The 20222-nt window shown below is 65.5% G+C and carries 16 protein-coding genes and 1 tRNA gene; 10 read left to right on the top strand and 7 right to left on the bottom strand.

What is annotated here, in order from left to right; all coding sequences use genetic code 11:
• Positions 1-53: 53 nt before the first annotated feature.
• From V6B08_RS03110 to V6B08_RS03075, 8 genes are all read left to right on the top strand, one after another.
• The gene (locus V6B08_RS03110) at positions 54-1502 is read left to right on the top strand and encodes a sensor histidine kinase (RefSeq protein ID WP_341978009.1); all 1449 of its coding nucleotides are present in this window, start codon (positions 54-56) and stop codon (positions 1500-1502) included.
• Positions 1502-2938: a sensor histidine kinase gene (locus tag V6B08_RS03105; RefSeq protein WP_341978007.1), complete on the top strand. Its 1437-nt coding sequence runs from the start codon at positions 1502-1504 to the stop codon at positions 2936-2938. The genes V6B08_RS03110 and V6B08_RS03105 overlap by 1 nt, the downstream gene beginning before the upstream one ends.
• On the top strand, positions 2935-4395 hold the full coding sequence (locus V6B08_RS03100; RefSeq protein ID WP_341978005.1) for a sensor histidine kinase: 1461 nt from the start codon (positions 2935-2937) through the stop codon (positions 4393-4395). Before V6B08_RS03105 ends, V6B08_RS03100 begins: the two co-directional genes overlap by 4 nt.
• Complete coding sequence (locus V6B08_RS03095; RefSeq protein ID WP_341978003.1) at positions 4385-5776, top strand: sensor histidine kinase; 1392 nt, start codon at positions 4385-4387, stop codon at positions 5774-5776. The genes V6B08_RS03100 and V6B08_RS03095 overlap by 11 nt, the downstream gene beginning before the upstream one ends.
• 33 nt (positions 5777-5809) lie before the next feature.
• Positions 5810-7231 carry a sensor histidine kinase gene (locus tag V6B08_RS03090; protein WP_341978002.1) on the top strand — a complete coding sequence of 474 codons (1422 nt, stop codon included), beginning with the start codon at positions 5810-5812 and terminating at the stop codon, positions 7229-7231.
• Between the two features lie 238 nt (positions 7232-7469).
• Positions 7470-8699: a pentapeptide repeat-containing protein gene (locus V6B08_RS03085; protein ID WP_341978000.1), complete on the top strand. Its 1230-nt coding sequence runs from the start codon at positions 7470-7472 to the stop codon at positions 8697-8699.
• Between the two features lie 165 nt (positions 8700-8864).
• The gene (locus V6B08_RS03080) at positions 8865-9632 is read left to right on the top strand and encodes a response regulator transcription factor (RefSeq protein ID WP_341977998.1); all 768 of its coding nucleotides are present in this window, start codon (positions 8865-8867) and stop codon (positions 9630-9632) included.
• A 45-nt stretch (positions 9633-9677) separates the two neighbouring features.
• Positions 9678-10370: an aspartate/glutamate racemase family protein gene (locus V6B08_RS03075; protein ID WP_341977996.1), complete on the top strand. Its 693-nt coding sequence runs from the start codon at positions 9678-9680 to the stop codon at positions 10368-10370.
• A gap of 4 nt (positions 10371-10374) precedes the next feature.
• Here the strand turns inward: V6B08_RS03075 and V6B08_RS03070 are convergent.
• The 3 genes from V6B08_RS03070 to V6B08_RS03060 form a co-directional block, all read right to left on the bottom strand.
• Positions 10375-10451: transfer RNA gene (locus V6B08_RS03070), tRNA-Arg, on the bottom strand.
• 179 nt (positions 10452-10630) lie between these two features.
• Entirely contained in the window at positions 10631-13528 is a 2898-nt protein-coding gene (locus V6B08_RS03065; RefSeq protein WP_341977994.1) for a helicase-related protein, read from the bottom strand.
• Entirely contained in the window at positions 13525-13965 is a 441-nt protein-coding gene (locus V6B08_RS03060; protein ID WP_341977992.1) for a PaaI family thioesterase, read from the bottom strand. Before V6B08_RS03060 ends, V6B08_RS03065 begins: the two co-directional genes overlap by 4 nt.
• Positions 13966-14159: 194 nt before the next feature.
• On the opposite strand from V6B08_RS03060, the gene V6B08_RS03055 reads away from it, so the two are divergent.
• Positions 14160-14615 (top strand): PAS domain-containing protein, encoded by a 456-nt coding sequence (locus tag V6B08_RS03055; protein WP_341977990.1) that lies wholly within the window; start codon positions 14160-14162, stop codon positions 14613-14615.
• An 11-nt stretch (positions 14616-14626) separates the two neighbouring features.
• Here V6B08_RS03055 and modC read toward each other — a convergent pair whose 3' ends face one another.
• The 4 genes from modC to V6B08_RS03035 form a co-directional block, all read right to left on the bottom strand.
• Entirely contained in the window at positions 14627-15757 is a 1131-nt protein-coding gene (gene modC, locus V6B08_RS03050; protein WP_341977988.1) for a molybdenum ABC transporter ATP-binding protein, read from the bottom strand.
• A gap of 10 nt (positions 15758-15767) precedes the next feature.
• Entirely contained in the window at positions 15768-16460 is a 693-nt protein-coding gene (gene modB, locus V6B08_RS03045) for a molybdate ABC transporter permease subunit (RefSeq protein ID WP_341977986.1), read from the bottom strand.
• Between the two features lie 9 nt (positions 16461-16469).
• A complete protein-coding gene (gene modA / locus V6B08_RS03040) occupies positions 16470-17252 on the bottom strand; it encodes a molybdate ABC transporter substrate-binding protein (protein ID WP_341977984.1) in 783 nt (260 codons plus the stop codon).
• A 93-nt stretch (positions 17253-17345) separates the two neighbouring features.
• Positions 17346-17729, bottom strand: coding sequence for a winged helix-turn-helix domain-containing protein (locus tag V6B08_RS03035; RefSeq protein WP_341977982.1), 384 nt, complete (start codon positions 17727-17729; stop codon positions 17346-17348).
• Positions 17730-17940: 211 nt separating this feature from the next.
• Here V6B08_RS03035 and scpA point away from each other — a divergent pair, with 211 nt between their 5' ends.
• Positions 17941-20094: a methylmalonyl-CoA mutase gene (gene scpA, locus V6B08_RS03030; RefSeq protein ID WP_341977980.1), complete on the top strand. Its 2154-nt coding sequence runs from the start codon at positions 17941-17943 to the stop codon at positions 20092-20094.
• Positions 20095-20222 lie beyond the last annotated feature (128 nt).

The following is a 20222-nucleotide window of genomic DNA, read 5'->3' as shown; positions in this document are numbered from 1 at the left end:
GGCCACAACCCCGGTAACTGTTCGGGCGGAAATCTGTGCTATATCTGCGGGCGATGCTTGATGTCCGCACCCTGATTTTCACTACCTTTGTCCTCGCCATCGGCGTTTGCCTTGCCTGGCTGCCGGTCTGGTTGGGACAACGGCATTTGCCGGGTGTGCGTACCTGGTTGCTGACCACGGTCTGTGCCGGCGTCGGCCTGGTGCTGCTGGCCTTGCGCGGCGTGGTCGATGGCTGGTTGTCGGTGATTGTCGGCAATGTACTGGCGGTGCATGGCCAGGTGCTGATGATTTTCGCCTTCGCCGATGTGCTTGGCCGGCCGCGTCCGTTGCGCCTCGGCTATAGTATCACCGGCATCGTGGTGGTGCTGTGGCCGATCCTGTGGTTCGGCTGGCCGGACGAACTGGGCCTGCGCCAGGCGATTTATGCCCTGTTGGTGCTGACGATCTACTGCGCCATGGCATGGATGCTGCTGCGCGACCGCACGCTGCCCTATCTGCAGCGCCTGCCCGGTATCGCCTATGCGATTTTCCATGCCTGCGTGCTGCTGCTGCATGGCATCAGCGGGGCACTGCTCAGCCAGGGCGCCGATTATCTGCGCGGCACGGCCATCAATATCTTCTGGGCGTTCGAGAATACCATCTCGGTGATCGCCTTTACCGTCAGCTTTGCGGTGCTGCTTGGTGCCCGCCTCACCGCCGACCTGCAGCGCCGCAATCTGGTCCTGGCCGAAGAGATAGATGCCCAGCGCGGCCTGCAGGGTCAGCTCCGCTCGGCGCTGGATACCGAGGCCGGCCTGCGCCGCGAGCAGCAGCGTTTCATCACCCGCGTCAGCCAGGATTTCGACGAGCCGCTGCGTGGCATTGTGCGCAATGCCGAACGGCTCGGCGATGTGCCGCAGCCGCTGCAGGCGACCATTGCCCCTCGCCTCGAGGCCATTGGCAGCGCGGCGCGGCGGCTGCGCATGCTGATCGACACCTTTCTGCTCGACCACCGCATTCAGGGCGGCATGGGCGACATGCGCCGCGATCCGGTGGATCTGGGCGTCCTGCTCACCGATCTGCTGCGCGAACATGGCCGGCCCGGCGGGCGGCCCGGCGCGGAATGGCGGCTGAAGCTGGCACTGCCCGATGGCGCGGTGACGGCGCGCGGCGATGCCGCCATGCTGGCGGTGGTGTTCGGCAACCTGATCGACAATGCGCTGAAATACTCTCCCGCCGATGCGGTGGTGGAGGTCAGCCTCAGCCGCGATCATGACGAAGCCGTGGTGATCGTGCAGGATCGCGGCATCGGCATTCCCGAACGCGATCTCGGCGCCATCGGGCGGCGCTTCTTCCGCGCCGGCAACACCGCCAATGTGCCCGGCACCGGCCTCGGGTTGTTCAGCGCGGCGCGGCTGATCCAGTTCCATGGCGGTCGTTTTCTGGTCGATTCCGTGCCCGAACAGGGCACGCGCATCACCGTGCATCTGCCGCTGCACGACGCCACCGCGGTGGCAGCCTGATGCTGGATACCCGCACCATATTATTCGTCACCAGCCTGCTGGCCGCGGCTGCCAGCCTGTCCTGGGTGATGATATGGCTGGCGCATCCAAGGCTGCCTGGCCTGCGGCCCTGGACCGGCGGCATCGTGCTGATCGCCGCCGGCCTGGTGCTGGTGGCGTTGCGCGGCATGATCAGCGATTGGCTCTCCGTGGTGCTGGCCAACACGCTGGTGATCCTGGGCCAGAGCTTCACCATCTTCGCCATTGCCGACCTGCTGCGCCAGCCCAGGCCGCGCCTGCTGCTCTATGGCCTGTCGCTGCTGACCCTGCTGCTATGGTCGTTTCTCTGGATCACGCGACCCGACGATATCGGCATCCGCATCGTGTTCTACGCGCTGTTCGCCGGCGTTCAGTTTCTGTGCGTCGCCTGGCTGATCCTGGTTGATACCAGCTTTGGGTGGCGCGCGCGCGGCCCGGTGCTGGTGCTGGCGGTGCTCCATGCGATAGCGCTGGCAATACGCGGCGTCTATGGCGCCCTGACGCCGGACGGCACCTCCTACCTGATCGGCAATTTCTTCAACGTATTCTGGTCGTTTGAGCATACCATCGCGCTGTTCGTCTATTCGGTGGTGTTCGCGATGCTGTTCGGCATCCGCCTGACCCGGGACCAGCAGAACCAGAATCAGGCACTGACCGAGATCATCGCCACCCAGCGCATGCTGCAGGTGCAGTTGCGCGGTGCCTTGAGCCGCGAAGCCAGCATGCGGCGCGAGCAGCAGCAATTCGTCACCCGCATGGGGCAGGAATTGGACCGCCCGCTGCGCGCCATCGCCGGCCATGCCGAGGCTTTGCGCGCGGCACCGGCAGAATTCCGCGAGCGTATCATGCCGCGCCTCGATGCCATCGGCGGCGCCAATGCGCGGCTTAAGCTGCTGATCCGTACCTTCCTGCTCGAGCGCCGTATCCGCAGCGGCATTGCCGAGATGCGCCACGATGCCGTGGACCTGAAAGTGCTGCTGCATGACCTGCTGCGCGATCATAGCCGGCCCGGCGGGCGGCCCAATGCCGAGCAGCGGCTGCGCTTCGCAGCGCCCGAGCTGCCGGTGATGGCCCATGGCGATGCCGCCATGCTGGCCATCGTGTTCGGCAACCTGGTGGATAATGCGCTGAAATACTCGGCCGCCGATGCAGCGGTGGATGTGCGCCTGCACCGCGAGCGTGACGAGGCGGTGGTGACGGTGCAGGATCGCGGCATCGGCATCCCGGCCAGCGACCTTGCCGCCATCGGCCAGCGTTTCTATCGCGCCGGCAATGCCGCCAAGGTGCAGGGCACGGGCCTGGGGCTGTTCAGCGCGGCGCGGCTGATCCAGTTCCATGGCGGCCGTTTCCTGGTTTCCTCCGAGCCTGACAAGGGCACGCAGGTCACCGTGCATCTGCCGTTGCAGCAGGGGGCATGATGACGCTGGATCTGCGCACCCTGTTGATCGTGCAAGCGGCGCTGATGCTGATCCATGGCGTTGCCTGGGCGATCGTATGGCGGGTGCAGCCGAAGCAGCCGGGCCTGGCGGTGTGGACCGCCTCGATCGTGCTCAACGGTATCGGCGTGGTGCTGCTGGTGCTGCGCGACGCGGTCTCGCCATGGCTTTCCAGCTATGTCGCCAATGTCATCTTCATCTACTCTGCCGGGCTGATGCAGTTCGCCCATGCCGATCTGCTGCACCGCCCGCGCCAGACCAGGCTGGTCTATGTCAGTGTCGCGGTAGTGGTGCTGGTATGGCCGGTGCTGCTCGGCTTCTGGCCCGATGAGCGCGGCTACCGCACCCTGCTGAACACGCCCTTGCTCGCCATCCTGGCCTTTGGCATGTCGCTGACCTTGTGGCAGTCCAACCTGCCGCAGAATATGCGTGCGGTTTTCGTCAGCGCCTGGGCGTTGCATGGCTTCTTCAGCCTCGGGCGCGGCCTTACCGGCATCGGCGACACGGTGCATGAAGGTGTCATGGATCCCTCGCTCAGCCGCCTGGTCTGGGCCTGCGAGAATATCGTTGCCACCATCGCCGCCAGCATCACCTTCGGTGTGCTGCTCGGATTGCAGTTGCACAGGAATGTGCGCCAGCGTAACGACCAGTTGGTCAGCGAATTGCAGCAGCGCGCCGATATCCAGCGCCAGCTCGATGCCGCACTGGCGCAGGAAACGGCGTTGCGGCGCGAACAGCATGGCTTCATCGCCCGTATCGCCAATGATTTCCGCAATCCGCTGCTGCATGTGATCGACCGCGCCGAGGCGCTGACACAGAACCCGGCGATTGCCAACCGCGCCCATGCCATTGTCACGGCGGCGCAGCGCCTGCGCACCCTGATCGACACTTTCCTGCTTGACCGCCAAGTCAGCGAACATCTGGCGCAGCAGCCGCAGGGCGAAGTCGAGCTTGGCACCCTGCTCAGCGACCTTGCTGAACAGCGCCAGCCGCCGGATCGTCCGGGCCGCATCCATCTGCGCCTGCCGGAAACCCCGGTACAGGTGCAGGCCAATGCCGCGATGCTGTCATTGGCGCTGGCCAATCTGATCGACAACGCGCTGAAATACTCTCCCCTGGATCAGCCGGTGGCGCTCAGCCTTTCGATCAGCGGCGAGGAAGCCGAAATCCGCGTCGCCGATCGCGGCATCGGCATTCCGGCGCAGGATCTGCACGGCATCGGCACGCGTTTCTTCCGTGCCGGCAATGCCGCCACCATTCCCGGCACGGGACTCGGCCTGTTCAGCGCCGCGCGCCTGATCCAGTGGTATGGCGGGCGTTTCACGGTACACAGCCAGCCCGGCCAGGGCACCATCTTCACGGTCTATCTGCCGCTGCCAGGTGCTCGCGATGAAGCCCAGGCCGCGGATCTGCACAGGAGCGGAAACCATGCTGCTTGATCAAAAGACGCTCGCGGTGGTGCTGGCGGCGGTGCTGCTGCTGCAGGGCATCGGCTGGCTGCTGATCTGGCGCAACCAGCCGCATACGCCGGGGGTGAAAATCTCCTTCATCTCCTCGCTGCTGTTCGTGCCCGGCCTGCTGCTGCTCAGCCTGCGCGGCGAGGTCAGTGTCTGGCTCAGCGATGTGCTGGCGAATTATCTCGGCGTCGGCGGCCTGGTGCTGACGCTGTTCGCGGTTGCCGATATGGCCGACCGGCCGCGGCCCTGGCGTATCGGCGTCGGGCTTTATGCGATCAACCTGGTCGCCTGGCCGCTCTATGCCCTGCTTGTGCCGGGCCATGTGGGCTGGATCGGCGCCATCGGTGCCGTGCTGGGCATGGGTATCGCGCTGGCCTGTGCGCGGGAGGCCTGGGGTGCGCAGCAGGCGCCGAAGGTGATACGCGGCCTGATCGCGGCGCTCAACCTGTTCCATGCCGCCTTCTCCGCCTTCCGCTTCATCGATGGCCTGGAGGAAATCCTCACCGGCAGCAGCCTGGTGCCGGCCGGCATCCGCAGCGTCTTCTACCTGGAATTCATCCTCTACGCCGCCTTCTTCTTCATCGGCATCGTCGCCCTGCTCGGCAGTCGCCTGGCCTATGCCCTGGTGCAGCAGAACGAGATGCTACTGCGCGAGGCCGACCAGCGCCGGCAGTTGCAGGCGGAACTGGCCGCTGCCTTGGCCGAGGAAAGTGCGGCGCGGCGCGAGCAGCGGCATTTCCTTGACATGGTGAGCCATGAATTCCGCACGCCGCTGGCGATCATGGACCGCGCCGCCGAGATGATCGGCATCACACTGTCGGCCAAGCCGGAAGCGGCGCCGCAGCTTGGCGAAGTGGCGGCGATGCGCAACGAGGGCCAGCGTCTGCGGCTGATGATCGATGCCTTCCTGGCGCAGGAAAGGCTGCAAAGCGGGCTCGGCGAACCGCGCCGCGAAAGCTTCGATCTCGCCGATCAGCTTGATGAATGGCATGTCGGCCTGGACGAGCAGCAGGCCGCCCGGATCGATCTCGACCTGCCGCAGCATTGCCTGGTGCAGGGCGATCCCGATCTCACCCGCATTGCCATTGCCAGTCTGGTGGATGCGGCTTTGCATGGCGTCGGGCCGCAGGCGGTGCCGCTCAAGCTGGTGCTGCACCAGAGCGTGACAGCGGCGGGCGAGACGACGGCTGAACTGATCCTCGAAGGCAATGCCCCGGCAACCGATGGCGAATCTTTAAGCGAGATCACCGCGCGCCGGCTGCTGGAAGCACAAGGCGGCGAATTGCTCAGCGGTACCGCTGCCGGGCCGGGCCGCCTTGCCGTGCTGCGGCTGCCCTGCCGGGTACCGGAACAGACCGGCTAAGGGCGTAAACGAAAACAAAAAAATGAGCCGGGAATGAAGATCGATCTGCTGACCATGAACCTGGTGCTGCTGGTGCAGCTTGTGGTTCAGGCCGCCGGCTGGTTCGCGCTGCGCCGTGGCGTGCGCGACATGCCGGGCGTGCGCAACATCATGCTCGGCTCTGCTGCTGCAGCGCTTGGGGCAATCCTGCATGCCGTGCGCGAAGTCTCGCCCGGCTTCCTGATCATCTGCGCCGCCAACCTGATGATCATCATCGCTTATGCCACGGTGATGGTCGGCATGATGCAACTGGTTGGGCGGCCCTCGCTGCGCTGGTTCGCCTGGCTCATGGTCAGCGTCACCGCCATCACCTGGCCACTGCTGCTGCTGCTGGTGCCCGGGAATGTTTCCATCCGCATTGTCGCGCTTACCGGCTTCATCGGCATCATCACCATCGTCACCGCCCTGAACATGATTCCGGCCACGAATATCCGGCCGGCCCTGCGCTGGGCGCTGGTGACGCTGAACCTGGCGCATGGCGGCACCTCGCTGCTGCGTGCCTTCCATGCCCAGTTCTTGCGCCCGCCGGATGCCTCCTGGCAATTGGAGCCGGAGCAGGTGCTGTGGGTGCTGAGCACCATCATCTATGCCGGGCTGCATTTCATCGCCCTGGTGGCGCTGGTCGGCAGCCGGCTGCTGGATGAACTCACCCGGCGCAACGAGGCCTTGGCGAACGAGGTGGAGACGCGGCGGCAATTGCAGGCGCAGCTCAGCGCGGCGCTGGAAAAGGAGGGCGATCTGCGCCGCGAGCAGCGCCTGTTCATCGACATGGTGGGGCATGATTTCCGCACCCCGGTGGCGGTGATCGACCGCGCCGCCGAGATGCTGGAAAACCTGCTGCCCCAGGCCGGTCAGGGCGTGCTGCAGCGGCTGGAGGCGATCCGAGGCGCCGGGCGGCGGCTGCGGCGGCTGATGGATACCTTCTTGGCCAATGAGCAGTTGGAAGGCGGCCTCAGTGCCGGTCGGCGCATACCGGTGCAGCTCAAACCCCTGCTGCAGGAGCTTTGCCGCGATGTCGGCGCCGGCAATGCCGAACGCCTGAGCTTGAGCGTGGCGCCGGGCGAGGATGACCTGGCGGCACTCGGCGACCCGGACTGGATCGCCACCATCTGCGCCAACCTGATCGACAATGCCCTGAAATACTCTGCCGCCGGGCAGCCGGTGGCGCTCAGCCTGGGGCGGCAGGGCGGCGTGGCCATTATCGGCATCGCCGACCGGGGCATCGGCATTCCGGCCGACGACCTGGCACAGCTTGGTGAACGCTTCTTTCGAGGTTCCAATGCTGGTAAGGCACGCGGCACCGGTTTGGGCCTGCATGCGGTGCGACGCCTGCTCGAAGCACAAAATGGCGAACTGAGGTTGCAGAGCAAGCCAGGCCAGGGCACCTTTGCCGAGATAACGCTACCCGTTGCCTGATACCGTCCGCATGAGAATGCGAGACAGCATGGAAGCTGATCAATATGACGAAATACGACCAATCGCCACGAATTGCCATGGCCGCATAAAACCTGTGAATTTTATACCTTTGTCGACTGCAATAATTCTTGTGACCAGCAGGGTGATTCTCGATATTCAACCCAGTGGGGCATGAGCAGCCATGCCCCCGGCGGACCGGCGGTGTTGCCGGTCGCTGTTTGGGTAGGCGTGAAGGGCGATGGCGTTAGAACCGGCGGGCAATGCTGCCCAGAATCAGAATCCGAATATCCGCTCCTTCCTGAAGGCGGCGGCGGCGCATGCGCGCTTCACCTCCAATCTGCCGGCCGGCCAGCGCATCGTCATGCGCATGATCGATCTTTCCGGCCTCTCTGGGCTTAACCTCGATCTGCGCAGCGCCATCCTCACCGGCTGCACCCTCACCGATGCCATGCTGCGCGGCTCGCGCTGCGATGCCGCCAATCTGCAGGGCGTCGATTTCAGCCGCGCCGATCTCTCCGGTTGCAGCTTCGTGCGCACCGACATGCGCGGCGTCAACCTCAGCAATGCCCGGCTCAACGATGCCATCCTGCGCGATGCCGATCTGCGCCCGGGCAAGATCCTGCGCCTGGTGAATGGCCGCGAGGAATCAGAGGAACGGCCGACCAACATGAGCAACACCCAGATCGAGCGCGCCGATTTTTCCGGCGCCGATCTTTCCGGTGCGCTGCTCAAACTGTCATCCGCCGGCAACGCTACCTTCCCGCGCTCCAATCTCTTCGCCGCCAATCTCGCCGGTGCCGATCTCTCAGGCGCGGATTTCTCCGGCGCCAAGCTGCGCGAGGCCAATCTGGTCGGTGCCCAGGTGGTGGGGGCGAAATTCACCGGCGCCGATCTTTCCGGCGCCAACCTGCGCAATGTCGATCTCTCGAAATGCAACCTCGACGGCGCCGATCTTTCCGGCGCGGTGCGCCGCCGCCCGAACAGCGAATTGCCCGACTGGCTGCAGCCGCTGATCGATGCCCATAGTGTGTGGATCAACACCAACGGCGCCAGCGGTACCCGGCTCGATCTCGGCGGCCGCTCGCTGATCGGCCTCGATCTCTCCGCCTTCGATCTGCGCGCCGCCATGCTGCGCGGCGCCGACCTGCATAATGTGCAGCTCGCCGAAGCCGACCTGACGCTGGCCGATATTTCGGAAGCCAACCTGAATGGCGCCAACCTGGATGGCGCGGTGCTGGATGGCGCCAACCTGGCCGGCTCGGTGCTGACCAAGGTCAAGGCGCGCGGCACCCGCTTCCTGGCGGTGCCGCTGCGCGATCCCGCCGGCCGGCCGACGGGCCGCAACTGGCCGGCCAACCTGAGCCGGGCCAATTTCAGCGAGGCCGACCTGCGCGGCTGCCGCTTCGGCGATGCCCGCCGTGAAGGCATGATGCTGGCGGGCGCCAACACCACCGGCTCGGACATCTAGCCGCCATGGACATGTTGCCTGGGAAAGCCGCAAAGGCGGCGCCGAACGGACCAAGGCAGGGTGATTTGCCCATCATAAAATGCAACTTCTCCGCAAGAGTAGGCGCCGCTTCGCGGTACCGCCGCAGGTAGTCGACGGGAGGACAAAATTACATATACTGCGGACATGGTTACCCGCGTCGAAGCCGCTTCCCCCCCCCAGACCCGCGTCGTCGTCGTCGAAGACGAACCGTCGCTGCGCGTCGATCTGGTGGACTTCCTGCTGGCGCATGGCTACAGCGTCACCGGCATCGGCGATGCCACCGGTTTCCGCAACCATATCGCCTGGCACGGTGTGCCTGATCTGGTGCTGCTCGACGTCAACCTGCCCGATGGCAACGGTTTCGATCTGGCGCGCGAACTGCGCCAGGATTCCGATTGCGGCATCGTGATGCTCACCATGCGCTCCAGTGCCGATGATCGCGTCGAGGGCCTGGAAAGCGGCGCCGATGCCTATCTGGTGAAGCATGCCAGCTTGCGCGAGATCGAGGCGACGATCCGCTCGGTGCTGCGCCGCCTGGAACAGACCCGCGCCAGCGCTGAAGGTGGCGCCGGCGAGGCCGGCGAGGCAGCCGCCCATGGCGAAGCCGGCTGGCAGTTCCAGCCGATGCAATGGCAGCTCACCGCCCCCAATGCCGCCAGCGTGCGGCTGACCGGCAGCGAAGTCGCCTTCCTCTCGGCGCTGATCGAGCGCGCCGGCAAGGCTTGCCCGCGCGATGAAATCGCCCGCGTGCTGTCGCGGCCCAGCCTGCGCGCCGAAGACCGCTCGATCGATGCCCTGGTGCGTCGCCTGCGCCGCAAGATCGAGGAAGCCTCGGGCGGCGAAGCCCCGATCAAGATGGTCTACGGCATCGGCTACAGCTTCTCCGCCCCCGTGGCGGTAAAGGAAGGCTGAGGCCACTGCAACGCGGCCTGTCGGATAGATGAAAACCCGCCATCGATGAGAACCATCGGCATCCTCGGCGGCATGTCCGCCGCCTCGACGCAGATCTACTACCGTGAACTCTGCAATCGCACGCGTGAACGCCTGGGCGGCCTGCATTCGCCGGAATTGCTGATCCGCTCGCTGGATTTCGCGGTGATCGAAACGTTGCAGATGGCCGGCGAATGGCAGCAGGCCGGCGCGATCCTGAACCGGGAAGCAAAAGCCTTGCAGCGCGGCGGCGCGGATTTCCTGCTGCTCGCCACCAACACCATGCACAAGCTGGCCGACCAGATGATGCAGGGCGTCTCAATCCCGCTGCTGCATATCGCGGATGCTACCGCCGCCCGTATCCGCGAAGCCGGCCTGCGCCGCCCAGGGCTGATGGCCACTGCCTTCACCATGGAGCAGGAATTCTACACCGGCCGCCTCATTGCCGCCGGCCTCACGCCGCTGCTCCCGGAAGCCGCCGACCGCGCCGAGACGCACCGCATCATCTACGATGAACTCTGCCGCGATATCGTGACGGCCGAGAGCCAGGCCGCCTATATCGCGATTGCTGAACGCCTGGTGGCGCGCGGCGCCGACAGCCTGATCCTCGGCTGCACCGAAGTCGGCATGCTGCTCCATCAGGGCAATGTGCGCGTGCCGGTGTTCGACACGACGCTGGTGCATTGCGACACCGCACTGGAGATGGCGCTGAACAAGTAAGGAATGGCGTCCCCGGAGAGATTCGAACTCCCGACCCGCTGCTTAGGACGCAGCCGCTCTATCCAGCTGAGCTACGGAGACGTTGGGCGGAAACTACCGCGTGGGCGCGTTTGAGGCAATGCGGCGGCGCTCCCCGGTTTCGTCATGCCCCGGCCAGCCCTTCGGGCATCTCTGGCCGAAAAAGAAAATGGGATGCCCGCCTGCGCGGGCATGACGGGTTAAAAGGAGGGCCCCTGTCCGAGCTTGGCCCCTGCAGTGCTCTAGCGCTGCTTGAGTTTCGCCAGCGCGGCGAACGGGCTGTCCTTGATGATGGCTTCCTCGCGCTGGCGCTTTTCCTGCTCGCGCTGGCGCTTGGCCTGGATCGCCTTGCCCGAGCGCACGAACATCTCGATCGCCGGCTGGCCATCGTCGAGGCTGCGCTGCACCGGGCGGTAGCCGAGCTTGATCAGCAGCAGGCGGAGCTGCTCGGTGCCGCAGCCTGCCAGGTTCATCCATTCCACCGCCGGCGGGAAGGAACCATCCGGGCGCGGCTTGCGGCGCACCGGCTGAGAGGCGACCGGAGCCGGAGCTGTTTCGGCCGGGGCTTCAGCGGCAGGCGTCTCGCCAGCGGCTGCTTCAGCTTCCACAACGGCTTCAACAGGCGCTTCGGCGGGGGCTTCGATTTCCTCCACCGTGGCGGCAATGGCTGCGGCTTCGTCTGTCCCGGTTGCCGCGGCCTCGGCTGTCTCTGCTTCGGGCTTGGTGTCCTCCGGCTTTATGGGCGTCACCGGCGAGATCGAGAACAAAGCCGGCGGATGCTTGGCGTCATGCTCGGCCTTGCGCGCGCCCTCGGCGATGCGCTGCACGATATCGAGGCGGTAGGCGCGGTTTTCGACGCGCAGGAAGCCGGCGGCGAGCCACCAGCGTTCCGGGCGCGGCTCGATGATATCCAGCGAGGTCAGGCCCGGCGGCGGCGGGCTGAGCGGCGGCTTCTCGTTGTTGATCGAGAACAGCAATGTCTTGAGCTGCGTCGGTTTCGGCTTCAGCAGCTTCGGCAGGAAGATATGCATCTCGCCGAAGGTGACGCCCAAACGCCGCAGCGGATGCCGCGCCGTCTGGTCCATGGCGCGCAGCAGCTCGTTCACATCCTCGCGCAGCACGGCGCCGAAATCATTGGCGAGCTGGAAGGCAATGCCGCGCGCAGCCCCTTTCAGGTCGGCATCGCGCAGCTTGTAGAGATCGCCCAAATGCTGGCGCAGATGCGCGTCGAGCCAGCGCTGCAGGCGGTCTTCCACCGCGCGGCGATGCTCCGCCGGCAAGGCTTCGTCGGCGAGCAGCACCAGCTTCGGCTCCAGCGGCATCGGCCCCTTGGCGAGTTTTGCCAAGGCCGCGCCATGGGCATGGATCGGATCGTCCTTGAGGATGATCGCGCCTTCCGGCGAAAGCCCGAAGCGGTCATCGGCCAGGCCGAGGATCTCGCGGGCGCGTTCTTCCAATGCCGGCCCGAGCGCGCGATGCGCGGCGGCGCGCAGCGCCCGCTCCTCCTCGCCGGTCTCATGCCCGTCCGGGGTAAAGCGCAAGCCGACAATGCGGCCAATGCTTTCGCCTTCAACCATGAGCGCGTCATCCTCTGCGATACGAATGGCCAATGTCTTGATGTCGCGCAGGTGCCTGGTCAGCACCGTGGCGCGGCGGTCGACGAAACGCTGGGTGAGCCGCTCATGCAGCGCATCCGACAGCCTGTCCTCGATCGCCCGTGTCTTTTCCTGCCAAAGCGGCCCGTCGTCAAGCCAGCCGGCACTTTTGCCGTGTTGGCGTTTCTGCCCGCGTTCTTGTCCCACACTGCCACGATGCGCGATATAGGTCCAGGTGCGGATATGCGCCAGGCGGTTCGAGAGCGTGTCGATATCGCCCTCGGTGCGGTCGATGCGGGTTAGCTGGCCCTGCACCCAATCGGCCGGCAAACGGCCATCGCGGTCGCAGAGATGGCGGTAAATCTGGCTTAAGAGCCGCACATGGCCGTCATGCAGGCTCTTGCGGAAATCGGGAATCTCGCAGACCTGCCACAGCAATTGCACGCGGTCATGGCCCTTGGCGCGGTGCATGGCGTCGTCATCCTGCAGTAGCGCCTTCAATGCCAGCAGGTCGTCGGCCTCGCGCGCCCGCATCAGTCCCTCGCGCGGCGGCGGCGCGTCCAGGCTGCGCAATAGCGCCTGGGGTGAGCGGAAATCCAACGCAGCGTTGCGCCAGCGCGCCACAGGCACCGGATCAAAATGATGGTTTTCGATCCGCTCGATGATTTCCGGGTCCAGCACCGGGCTTTCGCCGCCATAGGGATTGTTGGTGGTGCCAAACGTGCCGTTGCGCAGATGCCGCCCGGCGCGGCCGGCGATCTGGCCTAGTTCCGCCGGTGTCAGCGGCCGGATCGAGATACCGTCGAATTTCGATGTCTCGGCGAAGGCCATGTGTTCGATATCGAGATTGAGGCCCATGCCGATGGCGTCGGTCGCCACCATCACCTCGACCTCGCGGTTCTGAAACATCGCCACCTGCGCGTTGCGCGCCCGCGGGCTGAGCGCGCCGAGCACAACAGCGGCGCCGCCGCGCTGGCGCCTGAGCAATTCCGCGATGGCATAGACATCGCTGGCCGAAAACGCCACCACCGCCGAGCGTGGCGGCAGGCGCGAGAGTTTCTTCGAGCCGGCATATTCCAGCGCCGAAAGCCGCGGCCGGGCGATGAATTCAGCCTGCGGCACCAGGCGGCGGATCAGCGCCCGCATGGTGTCGGCGCCAAGGAACATGGTTTCCTGCGCGCCGCGCGCATGCAGCAGCCGCTCGGTGAAGACATGGCCGCGCTCGGCATCGCCGCAAAGCTGGATTTCATCAACGCAGAGGAAATCATACTGCCGTTCCAGCGGCATCGCCTCGACAGTGCAGATGAACCATTGCGCCTGCGGTGGCACGATCTTTTCTTCGCCGGTGACCAGCGCCACCCGCGCGGCGCCCTTGATCGCCACCGCGCGGTCATAGATCTCGCGCGCCAGCAGCCGCAGCGGCAGCCCGATGATGCCGCTCTTGTGGCCCAGCAGGCGCTCGACGGCAAGATGGGTCTTGCCGGTATTGGTTGGCCCCAGCACGCAGAGCACGCGGCCCAGCTGTATGGGTGCCTGATGGGTCATGACCGCGATATGGCTTTGGTAATGCGGGCCTGGGTATGCAGCAGGCCATCGACGCGGGCCTCGGCTTCCAGGAAGGCGAGCGCGCGGGCGCGGCGGACGACCCTGCCGGTCAGTTCCACCTCGGCGCCCTGCTGGATCGAGCGCAGATGCTGCACATGGATATCCACGGTGACGGCATGGTCGCTCTCATTGAGCCCGGTAATCAGCGCGCCATAGGCGGCAGGCTCCAGCAGACCGTTCAGGATCCCGCCATGCACGTAGCCGCCGACAACAAGGACATCGCCGCTGGCGGGAAAGCTGAGCCGGCACAGCCCAGGCGACAGTTCCAACAGGGTTAACCCTGCCCAGAGGTGGAATGGCACGGTCTCGATCAGCCGGCGCGCGGCGGTGACTTTCCAGGCCTCCAGCGAGGCATCAATCAGCGGCGCGGCGGCCATGACGCGACTACTCCAGTAATCCGGGCAAGAATTCTAAGCTGCCGGTGGCGGCGCGGAAAGTCCCGGCTGGTGCATGCTGGCGGTTCTATCCTGCACAATTCTGCTGTAGATTGTGCCCGTCTCGCCGTTTCGGTATCGCCTTGGAATATTCACCGCCGCAAGCACCTTTCGCTTTGCCTGCCGATGCGCATGCCATGCTCCGCATGATTTATGCCTATTGGCAGGAATGCGCGCCGGCACCGGGCCGCCTGCCGGGCCGGCGTGCGCTTGATCCCCTGCGCATCCCGCGCCTGCTGGAATACATGTGGCTGGTGGATGTTTTGCCCCGCTCCCTATCGCCAAACCCGGGCCCGCGTTTCCGCATGCGCCTGGTTGGTGGCGCGATGCGGCGCTTCGGCATCCTTGCCGCACCCGGCGATTTCATCGAAAACCTATTGCCACCCGATGCGTTGCCGCTGCGCGAATTGCATCAACTAGCCGAGCAGCGCCGCCCGGCTTGGTATCGCGGCCCGGCCTATATGCCGCATGACCGCGAACTGCATGCGCTGGAGCGCATCTTCCTGCCGATGGCCGACGATGGCGAAACCGTCGATGTGGTGCTCGGCCTTACCGTGTTCTTCGATGAACAGGGTCGCGAGATGCTAAGCTAAGCAGCCGGTGGCTATGCGGCAGGCGGCCCCAGGCCGGTGATGCCACGGCGGTCCATTGCCACGGTCTTGATCGCCGCATACAGCACCTGGCCCGGCGCCAGGTTCAGCCGCTCGGCGGAAAGCCGGGTGATGCGCGCGATCACATCCGCACCCGCCTTGCCCGGTTCCAGGCTGCAATCCAGCTTCACATCTACCGCCGCGCCTTCGCGCCGCACGATTTCGCGCACGCACCCGCGCAGGATGTTCAGCGCGCTCGAACCCTGCGGCGGCTCCAGGAACAGCGTCACGTCGCGGGCACGGATGCGGATATTCACGCTGGCGCCGATGGCCAGCTCAAGCTGCGGCACCCAGAGCGCCCCGGCCGGGCTTGTCAGTTGCGTCAGGCCATGGGCCGCATCATGCGCGGCAATGCAGCAGGCCAGCACCGCGCCGGCTTCGTAGCGCCCGGTGATCGGATAGAGATCGAGCCGCGCGGCCAGTTCAGCCATGCTGCCCACCGCCTCGACGCGGCCCTGGGAGAGCAGCACCACATTGGTGGCGAGCCGCGTCACTTCCGGCAGCGCGTGGCTGACATGCACGATGGGGATACGTAATTCATCGCGCAGCCGTTCCAGGTAGGGCAGGATTTCTTCCTTGCGTGCTGCATCAAGCGAAGCCAGCGGCTCGTCCAGCAGCAGCAGGGCGGGCCGTGTCAGCAAGGCGCGACCGATGGCGACACGCTGTTTCTCGCCACCCGACAGCGTGCCCGGGCGGCGCGTCAGTAAATGTTCAAGCCCGAGCAAAGCAACCGTATGCTCGAAGCCATCCCGGCGCATCCCGAAGAATCCATCGGCCAGCCAGCGGCCATAAAGCAGGTTGCGCGTCACATCCAGATGCGGCAGCAACCGTGCATCCTGGAACACATAGCCGATGCGGCGCTTATGCGGCGGCAGGAAGATGCCTTCGCGCGTATCCACCAGCACGCGGCCAGCAACGGCGATGCGGCCCTCGCGCGGTTTGATCAAGCCGGCGATCAGGTTGACCAGGGTGGTCTTGCCGGCGCCGGAGCGACCGAACAGCGCCGTGACGCCGGGGCCGCATTGAAAGCGCGCGGCGAGCGTGAAGTCGCCCTGGCTGTGGCGGATATCGACGTCCAGGCTCACGATGGCGTACTCATTGGCCGCTCACCAGCCGAGTGGCGCGGCGCGACAGGATCTCGCTGGCGATCAACGACACCACCGCCAGCGCAATGGAAATCAGAGTCAGGCGCAAAGCCGGGCCGTCGCCGCCGGGTACCTGGGTGAAGCTGTAGAGCGCGGTGGGCAAGGTCTGGGTTTCGCCCGGAATGTTGGAAACAAAAGTGATCGTGGCGCCGAACTCGCCCAGCGCGCGGGCGAAACTTAACACCACGCCAGCCAGCAGGCCCGGCAGCATCAGCGGCAGGGTGACGGTGATAAACACCAGGGCGGCATTGGCGCCGAGCGTGCCGGCCGCCTGCTCAAGCTTCTGGTCAACAGCTTCCAATGACAGCCGCATGGCGCGCACCATCAGCGGAAAGCCCATCACGGCGCAGGCCAGTGCCGCGCCGGTCCAGCGGAAGGCAAACACGATGCCGAGATTTTCCGCCAGCCAGGCGCCGATCAGGCCGCGGCGGCCAAACAGCAGCAGAAGAAGATAGCCGGTGACGACAGGCGGCAGGATCAGCGGCAGGTGGATCACCGCATCCAGCAATGCCTTGCCGGGAAAGTCGCGCCGCGCCAGCAGCCAGGCGAAGAACAGCCCGAACGGCATGCTGAGCAAGGTGGCGGTGCCCGCCACCTTGAGACTCAACAGCAGCGCAGTGGTTTCTTCCGGTGTGAGTGTCACAAATCGATACTAGTTGATCTTGGCATCCGCCGGCAGTACCGCGAAACCATGCTTGGCGAAAATCGCCGCTGCCTGGCTGGTGCGCAGCCGGGCGAGATAGGCGGCGGCGGCGTCATGCTTGCTGCCGGCCAATACGGCGGCGGGATAGATGATCGGCGGATGGGTATTTTCCGGGAAGTCGGTCACCACGCGCACCTTCGGCTCGCTCGCGGCGTCGGTGCGGTAAACGATGCCGAGCGGCGCCTCGCCGCGCGCCACCAGGGCCAGGGCGGCGCGCACATTCTCGGCCTGTGCCACGCGGCTTGCCACCTGTGGCCAGATACTCAGGGCTTCCAGCGCCGCCTTGCCATATTTGCCGGCCGGCACCGCGTTCACGTCGCCCATGGCCAAGCGGCCATCGGGCCCGAGCAGTGCGGCCAGATTGGCATTGCTGCCCAGCGTGATCGCCGCCTTGCTGTCGGCCGGCGCGATCAGCGCGAGGCGGTTGCCGAGCAGGTTGGTGCGCGTGGCGTTGCGCACCAGATTGCGCTGCTGCAGGTAATCCATCCAGTCGAGATCGGCGGCAATGAACACATCCGCCGGCGCGCCGGCTTCCACCTGGCGGGCCAGCGCCGAGGACGCGGCGTAGGAGACCTTCACGCCCGCCTGACCCTGGTTGATCTCGTCCAGCGCATTCTTCAGCGAGGCGGCGGCGAAAACCAGCAGGTCCTGGGCGCGGGCCTGCTTAGCGAGAAATGAGGTATTCAGCAGCAGACCAAGACTGAGTAGCAGGGCGGCAAGAAAGCGCATCATGGCGTCCCTTCGTTATGTCCGAAGAACTATAACGCGGTGCGGCGCGCCAACTCAAGCGCTATAGCCGGACGGAAATTTCGCTTATCTCGCGGTTTATTTCGCCGATTTGCCGCGCAGCTTGCGCCCACGCAGCTTGTTCAGGGCGGCAACATCCTCGGCGCAGGCGGCTTCGCTCGCCGCCACCATGCGGCGGTAGCGCACCAGCACATCCTGGCCCAGCGTGGTCAGCGTCGCGCCGCCGCCCGCCTTGCCGCCGGTCGCGGCTGTCACCAGCGGTTCTTGGAAATAGCCGTTGAGCGTCTCGGCCAGGAGCCAGGCGCGCTTGTAGCTCATGCCCAGCCGCCGCCCGGCAGCGGCGATCGACCCGGTCTCGGCGATGCCCTGCAGCAGGTCGGCCTTGCCCGGCCCGAGGAAGGCTTCCTCGTCCAGCACGATGCGCAGCTTCACCGGGGAAGCAGGGGCTTTCTTGGTCGGCATGGGGGGAAGTCTAGCGGCACGGCCAAGGCGGTGGAAGCCAACCGAGCGCAGAGCCAATGAGCGCGATCCCATGTTCGCTACTTGTTCGCGCAAAAAGGTAAAATTCTAACACCCATTTGACAGCGGGTTTTTCCCCGGCATACTGCGTCATTGCAGTGCAATATGATGCCAAGACCAATACAACGCTAAGACGGTGGGCGGGGCCGAGACCATGGGCGACAATACGATCACTTTTCCGGAAGCCTGGGCCAAGCTGGCGGCGCGCGAACTCGGCGACAAGCCGGTAACGGACCTGATCTGGGACACGCCGGAAGGCATCAAGGTCAAGCCGCTCTACACCGCCGCCGACCTGGAAGGGCTCGAGATTGCCCAGCTTCCCGGCGTCGAGCCGTTCACCCGCGGCGTGCGCGCCACCATGTATACCAACCGGCCCTGGACGATCCGCCAGTATGCGGGTTTTTCCACGGCGGAAGAATCCAATGCCTTCTACCGCAAGAATCTCGCCGCCGGGCAGCAGGGCGTCAGCGTCGCCTTCGACCTCGCCACCCATCGCGGCTATGACTCCGACCATCCGCGCGTGGTCGGCGATGTCGGCAAGGCCGGCGTTGCCATCGACAGCGTGGAAGACACCAAGATCCTGTTCGACGGTATCCCGCTAGACAAGATGAGCGTGTCGATGACCATGAATGGCGCCGTGCTGCCGGTGCTGGCCTGCTACATCGTCGCCGCCGAGGAACAGGGCGTGCCGGCGGAGAAGCTCTCCGGCACAATCCAGAACGACATCCTCAAGGAGTTCATGGTCCGCAACACGTATATCTATCCGCCGGCGCCGAGCATGCGGATCATCGCGGACATCATCGGCTACACCGCCAAGAACATGCCGAAGTTCAACTCGATCTCGATTTCCGGCTACCACATGCAGGAAGCCGGCGCCACGGCGGTGCAGGAACTCGCCTTCACGCTCGCCGATGGCCTGGAATACGTGCGCACCGCGATCAATGCCGGCATGAACGTGGATGAATTCGCCGGGCGCTTGAGCTTCTTCTTCGCCATCGGCATGAACTTCTTCATGGAAGTGGCCAAGCTGCGCGCCGCGCGCCTGCTGTGGCATCGCATCATGAAGGAATTCAAGCCGAAGAAATCCGGCAGCCTGATGCTGCGTACCCATTGCCAGACCTCGGGCGTCTCGCTCACCGAGCAGGACCCCTACAACAACGTGGTGCGTACTGCCATCGAGGCGCTGGCCGCCGTGCTCGGCGGCACCCAGTCGCTGCATACCAATGCGCTGGATGAAGCCATCGCGCTGCCGACCGAATTCTCCGCCCGCATCGCCCGCAACACCCAGCTCATCATCCAGGAAGAGACCGGCATCACCCAGGTGGTGGATCCGCTCGCCGGCTCCTACTACGTCGAGGCGCTGACCCATTCTCTCGCCGAACATGCCTGGGCGCTGATCCAGGAAGTGGAAGGCATGGGCGGCATGACCAAGGCGGTGGAAAGCGGCATGCCGAAGCTGCGCATCGAGGAAGCCGCGGCGCGGCGCCAGGCGCGCATCGACAAGGGCGAGGAAGTCGTCGTCGGTGTCAACAAGTACCGCCCGGCCAAGGACGAGAAGCCGGAAACCATGGAAGTCGACAATACCCGCGTGCGCGAATCCCAGGTCGCCCGGCTCAAGACCATCCGCAACACCCGCGACAAGATCGCGGCTGAGCGCGCCATACAAGAGTTGGAAGACGGCGCGCGCGGCAATGCCAACCTGCTCGACCTCTGTGTGAAGGCGGCCCGCGCCCGTGTCACCGTCGGCGAGATGTCGGATGCCATGGAGCGCGTGTTCACGCGGCATCAGGCGGTGGTGCGCTCGATCTCCGGCGTCTATGGCGCCGCCTATGAGGGGGATGCCGGCTTCATGAAGATCCAGCAGGACATCGAGGCCTTCGCCGCAGAGGAAGGCCGCCGCCCGCGTATCCTGGTGGTCAAGCTCGGCCAGGATGGCCATGACCGCGGCGCCAAGGTGATCGCCACGGCGTTTGCCGATCTCGGCTTCGACGTCGATGTCGGGCCGCTGTTTCAGACGCCGGAAGAAGCCGCCAAGGATGCCATCGACAACGACGTGCATGTCATCGGCGTGTCGAGCCAGGCCGCCGGCCACAAGACGCTGGTGCCGCAATTGATCAAGGCGCTGCAGGACCAGGGCGCGGGCGATATTCTCGTCGTCACTGGCGGCGTCATCCCGCCGCAGGATTATGATTTCCTGCGCGCGGCCGGTGTTGCAGCGATTTTCGGTCCCGGCACCAATATCCCGGCCGCGGCCGCCGAAATCATCGGCCTGATCCGCGCCCAGGCGCGCGGCCAGGCGGCGGAATAAGCCGGAAAAGTTCCCGCGCGGCCAGCGTTCCTTTGGCAGGGTGCATCTTGCGCCGCGCGGTTCCACGCCCCATATTCATCCTATGACCGTTTCGCGCCGCATTGCTGACAGCACCCGCGCCGGCCGCC

Origin of the sequence: Ferrovibrio sp. MS7, from assembly GCF_038404985.1 — a bacterium.
In the GTDB taxonomy this organism is placed as follows: domain Bacteria; phylum Pseudomonadota; class Alphaproteobacteria; order Ferrovibrionales; family Ferrovibrionaceae; genus Ferrovibrio; species Ferrovibrio plantarum.
Note: the sequence above shows the minus strand (reverse complement) of the source record. Positions and strands in the feature narration are given on the sequence as shown.